Annotated in this window: 9 protein-coding genes; all 9 read left to right on the top strand. The window is 61.8% G+C overall.

Going from position 1 to position 12,050, the window contains the following annotated elements; all coding sequences use genetic code 11:
- Nucleotides 1–65: 65 nt before the first annotated feature.
- Entirely contained in the window at nucleotides 66–1,919 is a 1,854-nt protein-coding gene (locus MAIT1_RS10950) for a B12-binding domain-containing radical SAM protein (RefSeq protein ID WP_085442313.1), read from the top strand.
- Between the two features lie 4 nt (nucleotides 1,920–1,923).
- Nucleotides 1,924–3,072, top strand: coding sequence for a class I SAM-dependent methyltransferase (locus MAIT1_RS10945; RefSeq protein ID WP_085442312.1), 1,149 nt, complete (start codon nucleotides 1,924–1,926; stop codon nucleotides 3,070–3,072).
- Nucleotides 3,069–3,986 (top strand): SDR family oxidoreductase, encoded by a 918-nt coding sequence (locus tag MAIT1_RS10940; RefSeq protein WP_085442311.1) that lies wholly within the window; start codon nucleotides 3,069–3,071, stop codon nucleotides 3,984–3,986. The genes MAIT1_RS10945 and MAIT1_RS10940 overlap by 4 nt, the downstream gene beginning before the upstream one ends.
- 100 nt (nucleotides 3,987–4,086) lie before the next feature.
- Nucleotides 4,087–5,148: a radical SAM/SPASM domain-containing protein gene (locus MAIT1_RS10935; protein ID WP_085442310.1), complete on the top strand. Its 1,062-nt coding sequence runs from the start codon at nucleotides 4,087–4,089 to the stop codon at nucleotides 5,146–5,148.
- Nucleotides 5,145–6,242, top strand: coding sequence for a DegT/DnrJ/EryC1/StrS family aminotransferase (locus tag MAIT1_RS10930; RefSeq protein WP_085442309.1), 1,098 nt, complete (start codon nucleotides 5,145–5,147; stop codon nucleotides 6,240–6,242). The genes MAIT1_RS10935 and MAIT1_RS10930 overlap by 4 nt, the downstream gene beginning before the upstream one ends.
- Nucleotides 6,243–6,255: 13 nt before the next feature.
- A complete protein-coding gene (locus MAIT1_RS10925; protein ID WP_198947864.1) occupies nucleotides 6,256–6,993 on the top strand; it encodes a prolipoprotein diacylglyceryl transferase in 738 nt (245 codons plus the stop codon).
- 177 nt (nucleotides 6,994–7,170) lie between these two features.
- Complete coding sequence (locus MAIT1_RS10920; protein ID WP_085442308.1) at nucleotides 7,171–8,553, top strand: radical SAM protein; 1,383 nt, start codon at nucleotides 7,171–7,173, stop codon at nucleotides 8,551–8,553.
- 11 nt (nucleotides 8,554–8,564) lie between these two features.
- A complete protein-coding gene (locus tag MAIT1_RS10915; protein WP_085442307.1) occupies nucleotides 8,565–8,813 on the top strand; it encodes a hypothetical protein in 249 nt (82 codons plus the stop codon).
- A 493-nt stretch (nucleotides 8,814–9,306) separates the two neighbouring features.
- Nucleotides 9,307–12,015: an ABC transporter substrate binding protein gene (locus MAIT1_RS10905; RefSeq protein ID WP_241893472.1), complete on the top strand. Its 2,709-nt coding sequence runs from the start codon at nucleotides 9,307–9,309 to the stop codon at nucleotides 12,013–12,015.
- Nucleotides 12,016–12,050 lie beyond the last annotated feature (35 nt).

Genomic DNA, 12,050 nt, shown 5'->3' with positions numbered 1-12,050 from the left:
CTCTTCAGAAAAACCTGCCCGCCCCGGCTCAGGACAAACGCATTTTCTCCCAATGAGGTCATCGCATGAATGCGCCGATCCCGCAAAAACAGTTTATTCCCATCAGCGCCAAGAACCCGCCCGGCCAAAGCGGCGGCGGCTGTAGCGGCGGCAACCCCGCCCCGCCCCTGAACCTGACCCTGGAGGACCATGAGCCTCTCAAAGGGCTGCCGATCCCCGAGTTCGCCATGATCAACGTGGTGCTGGATGGCGACTACCAGTATGAACAGGAGATCCCCCTGGGGGTGGGCTATCTGGTGTCGTTCCTGCGCTCGCGCGGGGCGCCGGTGCAGCTGCAGCAGTGCATTGGCGAGCGCGATGAGGATATCGCCGCCGCCATGGAGGTGGACGCCGATCTCTACGGCTTCCAGCTCAACATGGTCAACTACCTGAAAGTCCGTGAAGTGGCGCGGGGCATCAAAGCGCGCCGCCCGCAGGCGCAGATTATTCTGGGCGGGCCGTTCCTCTCCTCCCTGGCCGAAGGGATTATTGAAGGCGAGCCCTGCTTCGACGCCATCGTCATCGGCGAAGGCGAGTTGACCCTGCTGGGCATTATCAAAGCCTACGCCGAAGGCGACCTAAACTACGCCCGCCTGCCCGGCGTGGTGTTTCGCGACGCCGAGGGGCGCGCGGTCAAAAACGCGCCGCCGCCGCTGATTCCCGACCTGGACCTGCTGCCGCCGCCGGCGCGGGACAATCTGGAGACCCTGCACCGCGATCCCGGCGATGGCGGTCTGCTGGGCTCGGTGCGCATCATCTCCTCGCGCGGCTGCATCGCCAACTGCACCTTCTGCTCGGTAAACTTCTACACCAAGTTGCAAAAGGGCAAGATCTGGCGCGGCCACTCCGCCAAGCACATGGTGGATGAGCTGGAGACGCTGAACAAAGAGTACGGCGCCAAGATCTTCAACTTCTCCGACAGCTCGTTTGAGGACCCGGGCAACAAGGGCAAGCGCCGCACCCGCGAGATGTGCAACGACATCATCGATCGCGGCCTGGAGCTCTCCATCAAGGTCTACATGCGCGGCGACACCATGCTGGCCGATGATGACGACGAGCTGCTGCGCCTGTGGAAACAGGCCGGCGTGGACGTGGTGATTGTGGGCGTGGAGGCCGGTTCCGACCACGAGTTGGACTACTACGGCAAACGCGCCTCGGTGCAGCAGAATATCGACACCATCCGCCGTCTGCAGAAGCTCGACCTGTTCTACATCGTCATGGGTTATCTGATGTTCGGACCCAACTCCACCCTGGAGACCCTGCGCACCAACATCGACCTGCTCAAGGAGTTGGATATCGTCGACAACCCCAACCAGGTCAGCAACGTGCTGATGCTGGTGCAGGATTCGGCGCTCTACGACACCCTGCGCCAAGAGGGCCGGGTGATTGAGCCGGAGAACTGCTGGGAGCTGCCCAAATACACCTTCCTCGACCCCCGCGCCGAGCGCGCCGCCAAGCACTGGGACGGCCTGTTTGGCAAATTCCCGGCGACGCTGCAGGTGAACAACAATCAGATCAATTTCGAGAACCTCATCTCGCGCATGAAGAACCCCATGAACGCCGCCATGCGCGAACGCATCGGCGACTGGTTCGATGCGCGCACCGCCGAGTATCTCGACATCAAAAAGCAGTTCGGAACCCTGCAACACGCCTACTTCCACCGCGTGCTGGACGCCATCGAACGCGACTGCGCCGACAGCGAACTCGAAGAGATGGCGCAGGGCTACTTCGGCGACGTATATGACGAGTACCTGCCCAAATACCGTGATCTGTATGAGGGCGCGGTGAGCAAAATGGAGGAGACCGGTCTGGGGCTGTCGGGACTGATGTTCCGTAACTTCTACTCCCACGCCGTCAACAAGGGCATCAAACGGACCTGATCCCATGAACGAAGGGCATTGTCGACTGTGCGGCCACGAGCGTTTGACGCTGCTGGAGGATTTTCCCCGCACCCATCGGGTCACCTCCGACTGCCGCCCCTGGAGTCCGGGCGGTCAGTTGGGGGTCTGCCCCCACTGCGGAACCGTGCAGAAGCCAGACGATCCGCAGTGGCGCGCCGACTCCCAGGCGATCTACGAAAGCTATCACATCTACGCCGCCAGCGGCGGCCGCGAGCAGGGCATGGCCAATGCCGACGGCGCCACCGTGGCGCGCTCGTCCCTGGTCATTGAACGGCTGCTCAAAACCCTCAAACTGCCGGAATCGGCCCGCCTGCTGGACATCGGCTGCGGCAACGGCGCGTTTTTACGCGTGTTCAACGACAAGCGCCCCGGCTGGGATCTGACCGGCTCGGAGTTTGATGATCGTCATCAACCGGCGGTGCTGGCCATTGGCGACAACGTCGCCTTCACCACCGAGCCGGTGGCGCGCATCGCGGGCGAATTCGACCTGGTGACCCTCAACCATGTGTTTGAACACGCCCCGGATCCGATTCTGTTTCTCACCGCGCTGAAGATGCGCATCGCCCCGGGCGGGGTGGTGATGATTCAGGTGCCAGACCTGGAGCACAGCCCGTTTGACCTGCTGGTGGCCGACCACGGCGCGCACTATCATCGCGAAGCCCTGCTCTACGCCCTGCGCCGAGCGGGCTATGAGATTCTCTATTGCGAACAGGGGTGGTACCCCAAGGAGATGACCCTCATCGCCCGCCCCCGCGATGAGCGCGTCAACGCCCCCACCCCCGCGCCGGAGTGGGGCGCGCAGCTGCTCAATGACCAGTGGCGCTGGCTGTCGCTCACGGCGCAGCAGTTCAGCCAATACGCCGAGCGCGAACTCTATCTGTTCGGCACCGCCATCGCCGCCACCTGGCTCTATGCGCAACTGGGCGAAACCGCGCGCGGCTTTGTGGTGGACGACCCGGCGCAGATCGGCGGCAGCCACTGCGGCAAACCGGTGCTGGCGGCCAAGGATCTGCCCGCCCGCGCGGTGCTGCTGATGGCGTTTCCGCCCGGCGTGGGCGAAACCATCGCCGCGCGCATCGTCCGTCCCGACATCCTCATTGTCCAAGCCCCGCAAGCGGAAAGGGCCTCATGAACAATCGCTACTTGATCATCGGCGGCTCCGGCTTTATCGGGCGTCATCTGGCGGCCCATCTGGGGCCGGAACGCTGTGTGGCCACCTACTACAATCGCGCCCACGAGGGGATGTTCCAGTTTGCGCCGCCGCTGGACCAGTTGGACGACTTCATCGATGAGCACGGGCCCTTCACCCACGCCTATGTGCTCATGGCCATGAGCAATCTGCTGCGCTGCATTCAGGACAAATTGGGCTCCAATCTCATCAATGTCATCACCACCAAGGAGCTGATCGACACCCTGCTGGCGCGGGGCATTACGCCGATCTTCAGCTCCTCGGACTCCATCTTCGACGGCGAAAAGGGCGACTATGTGGAGAGCGACGCGCCCAACCCGCTGGTCACCTATGGTCAGCAGAAGTTGGCGGTGGAGGAGTATCTGCGCGACAAAGCGCCGGACAACCACATCATCGTGCGGCTCTCCAAGACCTACGGCACAGACCCACTCAAATCCACCTTGATCACCGCCTGGCTGTTCGATTGGTACAAAGGCAGTCAAATCAACTGCGCCACCGACCAGCGCTTCTGCCCCATCCATGTGGATGACGCCGCCCAAGGGTTGGCGCTGCTGGCCGACAACGGGCTCACCGGCACGTTCCATCTGGGCGGCCCCAAGCCGTGGACCCGCGCGCAGCTGCTGGAGGGGCTCAAACAGGCCTATGAAGCGAACATCGGCCCGGTTCCCAGTTGGAACGTCAACTTCTGCCACATCAATGATTTCGGCTTCACCGAGCGCTGGCCGGTGGATATCACCATGAAGATCGACAAATTCGTGCAGGCCACAGGCTTTACCCCACGGGATGCGGATGGCGCCATCGACGAGATCATTCAGCGGCTGGCGCAAGCCATCGCGCAAGAAGAGCAGGCAAACTAAGCGAGGTCCGGGAGCAGCGCCCTGACCGGGGTTGCGCCACAGACCAGCCTCTTTCATCGCCCACGACGCCTCCAGGCGCTGGCGAGCAGGAGCAAACACCATGTCGGTGATGCAGAAGATCAAGATCGGCGGCGGCAAGCTGGCCGACCACCCGGAGCGGGTGCAGACCTGGCTGGCGGGCGGCAACCCCGGCCCGCTGGCCATCGAAGTGGCCATCGTACATGGCTGCAACCACAACTGCGCCCACTGCGGCCCGCAGCAGTTCGACCCGTACGATCCCAAGAAAACCTTCATGGATCGCGACGTATTCCTGAAATTCCTGGAGGATTTCCGCGCCGAAGGCGGCGCCGAAGTCTACTTCGCCGGCTCCGGCGAGCCGACGCTGCACCCGGATTTCCCCGAATTCGTCCAGCGCGGCCATGAACTGGGGCTGGCCATGACCCTGAGCAGCAACGGTCTGCCGCTGGTCCCCAAGCGGGCGGAGAAGATCCTGCCCTATCTCACCTGGGCGCGTTTCTCCATCAATGGCGGCAACGCCCCAGCCCATGCGCGGGTGCACCAGGTTCCTGAACGCGACTTCCACAAACTGGTGGAGAATCTCACCTTCATGGATCAGTTGCGGCGCGCGCAGGATCTGCCGTTTCAACTGGCCATGCAGATGGTCACCTATGACCTGAACTGGGACTCCCTGCCCGACATGACCGATCTGTTCCAGCGCGTGGGCGGAGATCGTTTGATCATCCGCAACAAGATCAACAAGGATGGCCAGCTCAACGCCGCGCCCGCCGAACTCTTCCCGCTGCTGGAAGCCGCCGACCGAATCCCGGGCGTGGAGATTCGCTGGCCCAGCTTCCCGCGTCCCGGCGAGTCGCTGGAGGCCCCGCCCGCCGACTGGCGCACCTGCCACGGCGTGCGTTTTCGCACCAACATGGATTTCCAGGGCAATCTCCACGCCTGCTTCCGCCACTGGTACAAAGCCAGCGATTTCGGCAATATCTATCAACAGTCGTTTACCGACATCTGGCGCAGCGAACGCAAACGCGCGCTGTTTGATGAGATCGCCTCCGGCGCGGACATCCCCCTGTGCGCCAAGTGGTGCCAGGTGTCGTTCGACAATCGTGAATTGGACCGGATTCTGGCCCAGCAGGAGAGCCATTCATGAGCACAAAGCCTGAGCCGGTGAACGTCTGGCGCATCGATGTGGGCGAAGAGGAGATCGCTCGCATCGCTGAAGCCATGCGCAACGGACGCATCAGCCAGGGCGCCATCACCGACGATTTCGAACGCGAACTCTCCGCGCGTCTGGACGTCCCCCACGCCGTATGCGTGCCCAACGGCACCAGCGCCTTGATGATGGCCTATCTCTGCTTGGGCATCGGCCCCGGCGATGAGGTGATTCTGCCTGCGCGCACCTGGGTGGCCACCGCCAACGCCGCGCTGCTGCTGGGCGCCACCGTGCGTCTGGTGGACCTGGAAGAGAAGCGCCCGGTGCTGGATCCGGCCAAGCTGGAGCGCGCCATCAGCGAACGCACCCGCGCCATTGTGCCGGTGCACCTGAACGGCATCGCCGCCGATATGGAGGCGATCCTCGCCATCGCCGAACAGCGTGATATCCCGGTGGTGGAGGACGCCTGCCAAGCGCTCTTCTCCCGCCACAAAGGACAATACCTCGGCGGGTTTGGCCGCTTTGGAGCCTTCAGCTTAGGGCTGGCCAAACTGCTCACCACCGGCCAGGGCGGCGTGCTGGTTTGCCAAAATGACCGTGACGCCGAGATCGCCCGCCAGATGCGCAATCAGGGGCAAGTGGGCGGCGTCATGGGCGAGAAGATCGCCCGCCTGGGCGGCAACTTTAAATTCACCGACATGCAGGCGGCCATGGGGTTGGCGCAGTTGGATCGCATCCCCGCCCGGCTGGAGCGCCAGCGGGCGATTCAGCGCGCCTATCTGGCGGGTCTGGGCGACTTCCCCGGCCTGACGCCATTGGCGGCCAATCTGGACGCAGGCGAGATCCCCCTGCGCGCCGAGTGGCTGGCCGACGACCGCAATGCGCTGATCGCCAAACTGGCGGAAAAGAACATTCAGTGCGCCGCGCAGGGCGTCGGACTGCATCGCCTGCCGCACATCGCCAACGATCCCAACGCCTACCCCATTGCCGACCACATCGATGGTCGATTGGTCACCCTGCCGTCGGGTCCGGAGCAGCCATTGATCAACGTTGAACGCGCCATCTCCGCCATCACCGGACGCTACGTCTGACCCACTTGACGCCATGACGCTCCCCCTGCCGATCAACGGCGTACACACGCTGTTCGACCTGTTGGCGCTCAGTGTCGCTGCGGCTTCCGGGTATGGCGTCTATCGCTGGCGCTTTGTCGCCGCCTATGCCCAGACCTCGCAGCGAGCGGGGAAACACTATCTGCTGGCGCTGCTCATCGGCAGCAGCTTCGGCGCGCATCTCTTCGGCACGTGGAATCTGATCCTCTCCGACATTCCCGGCGTGGGACGCAGCATCCTGGGCGCCCTGGTGGGCGCCATCCTCACCGTGGAGCTATATAAGCTCATGCGCGGCGTGCGCGGCTCCACCGGCTACATCTACGCCCTGCCCTTCTGCGTGGTGGTCGCCCTGGGTCGGCTCGGCTGCTTCCTCTCCGGCCTGGATGACCACACCCACGGCCTGCCCACCGATCTGCCCTGGGGCTGGGATTATGGCGACGGGACTCCCCGCCATCCGGTGCAACTCTACGAGTCCGCCGCCATGGCGGCTACCGCGCTGTTTCTGCTGTGGCGTCTTTGGCGCGCGCCGGAGTGGGTCATTCACTATGGGTTTTATGGCGTGGTAGGCATCTACGGCGCGCAACGTTTTGTGTGGGAGTTCCACAAACCCTATGGCCCACTGGCGGGGGGGCTGAACCTGTTCCACTGGCTCTGTCTGGGGCTGATGGCGTACAGTTTGTGGATGGTCTGGCGACAAGCAAAAAATACTGTACGGGAAGATGAAAGATATTGAGGGCTGCGCCCTCAAACTCCCCTAACGGCCACACCGTGGGCTCCGCCCACACCCGCTGGGGCCACAGGCCCCAGACCCCGCCGCCGACCAGTCGGCGGCCAATAGTCAGCGCAAGCCAGGCCTATGGCACACAAACATTTTTACATTTGAGCTTATTGGAAACATTCGGAGAGCTTTGTGGCGCTTGATTCCACCCCTTATGTCTACTACGGCCAGACCACCGCCCTGTGCGAAACCTGTCTGCAACTGATCCCCGCCAAAATTCTCTTCGAAGATGACGCGGTCTATCACCTCAAACGCTGCCCCGAGCATGGCGCGCAGAAAACCCGCGTCGCCGCCGACATCGACTTCTTTCATCAGAGTAAACAACTGATCAAGCCCGGTGACAAACCCCTCACCCGGCAGACGGAAATCGTCCACGGCTGCCCCCACGACTGCGGCCTCTGCCCCGACCACGAACAGCACAGCTGCGTCGCCCTCATCGAGATCAACGACGCCTGCGCCTGGAACTGCCCGGTCTGCTTCGCCGACGCCTCGCCCAGCAAGCGCACCCATCTTCCGCTGGCGCAGGTAGAGGCGATGATAGACGCCCTCATCGACAGCGAGGGCGAGCCCGACGTGGTGCAGATCACCGGCGGCGAACCCACTGAACACCCGAATATTTTAGAGATTCTGCGCCTTGCCAAGCGCAAACCCATTCGCCACCTGATGCTCAACACCAACGGCGCGCGCATCGCCGGGGACGCCGACTTCGTGGCGCAACTGGCCGAATTGCGCCCGGGGTTTGAGGTCTACTTGCAATTCGATGCGGTGAGCCCCGCCGCCGTGGCCGCGCTGCGCGGCTCGGACGTCACCGACGTGCGCCAGCGGGCGCTGGAGAACCTGGAGCACGCAGGGATCTCCACCACCCTGGTGGCGACGGTGAAGAACGGCGTCAACTCAGACGAACTGGGGGCCATCATCGACCATGCGCTGTCCTGGCGCTGTGTGCGCGGAGTCACCTTTCAGCCGATCCAGGACGCCGGACGCAACCCCAATTTCGATAAACAGCGCGACCGCATGCTGTTGGGAGACATCCGCAACGGCATCGCCCAGCAGTCGCGCCATTTTGAGAAGGCCGACATCATCCCGCTGCCGTGCAACCCCGAGGGGATCGCCATCGCCTACGGCCTGCGCAACGGCGATGAATTGGTCCCGGTGACACGCATGATCCCGTTGCAGGAGTTGGTCGCCGCCGCCCCCAACAGCATCTCATTCGAAAAGAACGCCGAGTTGCGCGCGCGCCTAATGCAGACCTGCTCGCTGTCCAGCGAGGAGCTCAACGCCGCCGAGCGCATGGAGTCGCTGCTGTGCTGCCTGCCGCGCATCCCCGCGCCGGAGAACCTGGGCTATGCGGACATCTTCCGCATCGCCATCGTGCAGTTCCTCGACCGCTACAACTTCTGCCTGGGGGCGGTCAAACGCTCCTGCATCCACTTCGTGACGCCGGATTTGAAGATCGTCCCGTTCGACACCTATAATCTGTTCCATCGCCAGCCTCTCACTCCTGGCAACGCGTAGAGGAATCCGCCATGCAACGCTTCCTAATCCTCACCGGACTCTACCTGCTGGGCCTGCTGCTGCTCCTGCTGGCGCTGATTCTGCTGTTTGTCGGCGGTTGCTTCGCCTTTATTGGTTTCCATGAGCGCTTCGATATTCAAGTGGCGCTGTTGGTGACAGGCGGCATCGCCCTGGGCATCGGAGCGTTCTACTTGGCCATCCGGGTGTTCAAAATCGCCCGCAGACGGCAAAAGGGCGATAACGCCGTCTCAGCAACCTAACACATTCCCCGCGCGCACTTGACGGACCTGGTACATGATCAGGATTCTCTTTTACCTCCTTGGCGTGGCGTGCGCCATCGCATGTCTCGAAGTTTTGTTTAGCGGGGGATGTACGATTCTCACCAGCCTCATCGGGAAAGATCTGAAAGAGGCTGTGATCTCCCTGATTCTCACTCTTGGCGGCGGTATTGGCCTTTTCCTCCTAGGCTCATACTTCTTATAAACCGCTGACAAACTCAAGCCGCCCCCAGCTCGCAAAAAGCCGCCAGCGAACGCCTCAGAACCAACCGATGACAATTCGCCACAGCAAACGACCGACACACGTGAGCACAACAACGAACGTGCGTGACGCCCCCCTACAAACATGTTAATTTCACTGGGACAATAGCCTGTATTTGCAGTTTTTATGGGGATCGCGCCCATGAGATGCGGCGCACGTGCTTTCGATCATAACGTCTTTTATATCGCCGCAGGGTGGACGCTCCGCCTTGTGATGCTGACCTGCGCCCTGCTGATAGGCCTGCAAATCGCTCCCGTCAGGGCGGCGGAAAAACATCGCATTCTCTATTTGAACTCCTATCATCCCGGCTACTTCTGGTCCGATAACATCACCACCGGCATTCGCGAACTCCTGGACGAGCGCTCCGACGTGGAGCTGTTTGTGGAGTACATGGACACCAAGCGCCACGCCAACCCGGCGCACATGGCGCGGTTGGCGGAGCTGTATATCGCCAAATATCGCCACCTGAATATCGATTACGTCATCACCTCCGATGACAATGCATTCGACTTCTTCAAAGCCTATCGCGCGCAGATTGCGCCGGACGCGCCGTGGGTCTTCTGCGGCCTGGACAATGTCCAACCCACCCGCATCGCCGGATTGGAAAACGTCTATGGCGTGGAGGAGAACCTTGGGGTGGAGGACACCCTGAAACTGGCCATGCGCCTGCACCCGGACCTCAAGGAGGTGTTTTTCATCTCCGACGCCACCAAATCCGGCCTCTCCTACGCGGAAAAAGCGCATCGGCTGGAACAGAAATACAAACACAAACTGCGCTTTTTTCACCTCAACATCTTGAGCATCGAAGAGCTCAAAACCGCCCTGGCCAACATGCCGGAAAACGCAGTGGTGATCTATATGAGCTTCATCCGTGACCGCAACGGAGAGGTGCTCACCCTCAAAGAGAGCCATACGCTGGCGGCCACCCACGCCGCGCTCCCCGTCTATGTCACCTGGGGCTTCCGCCCGGGTTTGGGCATCGTCGGCGGCGCCGTCACCAGCGGCCAGACCCAGGGAGAACGCGCAGCAAAGATCGTCGAAGCTTTGCTCAATGGCGTAAACGCGGACGCCATCCCCAAGCTGCAGAAAGCGCCCCACGTCACCCAACTGGACAGTCAGGCGCTCAAACGCTTCAATATTTCCATCAAAAACCTGCCCAAACCGCATCAACTGTACAACCAGCCCCACTCGCCAATGCATCAGTTCCCGCTGCAAAGCGCTCTTGTCCTGCTCATCATCACTCTGCTGCTCATCGCCGTGGGTTTCCTGATCGTCTACGTGCGCAGACTGAGCGCCGCGCGCAATAAACTGCTGGAGAGCGAGCGCTACAACCGCATGCTGTTTGAACACTCCCCCACCGGTTTGGCGTTGTGCCGCATGAATGGGGAGTTGGTGGACGTCAACCCAGCCTATGGCAAGATCATCGGACAAAGCGTGGAAGAGGCCAAGTCCCTCAGCTATTGGGAGATCACCCCGCAGGAGTACGCCGAACAGGAGGCCGAACAGCTCAAAGCGTTGGAGCGCACCGGTCAATATGGTCCCTACGAAAAAGAGTATCTGCACAAATCCGGCGAACGCATTCCAGTCAGTCTGTCGGGCCGGTTGGTGGAGTTGGGCGGGGAGAAGTTCATCTGGTCCAGCGTCGAGGACACCAGCCTGCGGCGTCAGGCTGAGACCTTGCGCCTGCAGTACCAGCAGCAGTTGGAGTTGAAGGTGCAGGAGCGCACCCGCGAGTTGGTGCGCGCCAAAGAGGCCGCGCAGCGCGCCGATCAGGCCAAAAGCGAGTTCCTCGCCGTGATGAGCCACGAGGTCCGCACGCCCATCAACACCATTCTGGGTATGGGCGAACTCCTGGCCGAGTCCAAGCTCAATGAGGCGCAGCGGGAGGATTTGAACATTCTGCGCCTGGCCAGCGAGAACCTGCTCTCTCTCATCAACAACGTGCTGGACCTCTCCAAAATAGAAGCCAAACAGTTGGCCCTGGAGGAAGCGCCCACCAATTTGCAAGAGACTATTGAGGACGTCATTCAGATGTTTGCGCCGCAATCGGCCAGCAAAGGGGTCGCGTTGACCAGCCGCATCGCCCCGCAACTGACTCAGCCTGTTCTCATTGACGTGCAGCGGCTCAAGCAGGTGCTGATCAATCTCACCGGCAACGCCATCAAATTCACCGACCATGGCGAAGTGACCATTACCGCCTCCACGCCGAACCCAGAGCAACTCCTGCTCGAGGTCGCTGATAGCGGAATCGGCATCAGCAGCGACCACTTGGATTCGATCTTTCAGCCATTTCAGCAGTGTGACGGCTCTGTCACCCGGCGCTATGGCGGCACCGGCCTGGGTTTAACCATCTGCCGACAACTGCTGCACGCCATGGATGGCTCCATTGAAGCGCGCAGCGAACTGGGCAAAGGCTCCAGCTTCCTGTGTACGCTACCCTTAAGACCCGCGCCCATAAGCCTTGCGCCCCCCTCTTCTGAACCGAGCCCCTCATCGACTCGCACACACGCCCTCGGCGCGCCGAAGCGCATCCTTCTGGTGGACGATGCGCCGGACAATCTCCGATTGGCGCACGCCTTTCTCCATAGTGACGCCTATGAAACCAGCGAGGCGTTCAATGGCGCCGAGGCGCTGGAGCGTTTCACCCATGAGCGCTTCGATCTGGTGGTGATGGATATCCAGATGCCGGTGATGGATGGCGTCACCGCCACGCGGGAGATTCGCCGTTGGGAAGCGCGTAACAGACCTGGTCAACCGCCGACGCCCATCATCGCGCTGACCGCCCACGCCATGCGCGAAGACGCAGAGCGCTCCCAAAAAGCCGGATGCAATATGCATCTGACCAAACCCGTGCGCAAAGCGCGTCTGCTGGAGGTGGTGGAGCAGTTCCTCTACCCGCAACCTCTGGCAAAAGAGAGCTGACCGGGCGCCCAACACACGCCATGCGCCACACCGAT

It is taken from the genome of Magnetofaba australis IT-1 (genome assembly GCF_002109495.1).
Taxonomy (GTDB): domain Bacteria; phylum Pseudomonadota; class Magnetococcia; order Magnetococcales; family Magnetococcaceae; genus Magnetofaba; species Magnetofaba australis.
Note: the sequence above shows the minus strand (reverse complement) of the source record. Positions and strands in the feature narration are given on the sequence as shown.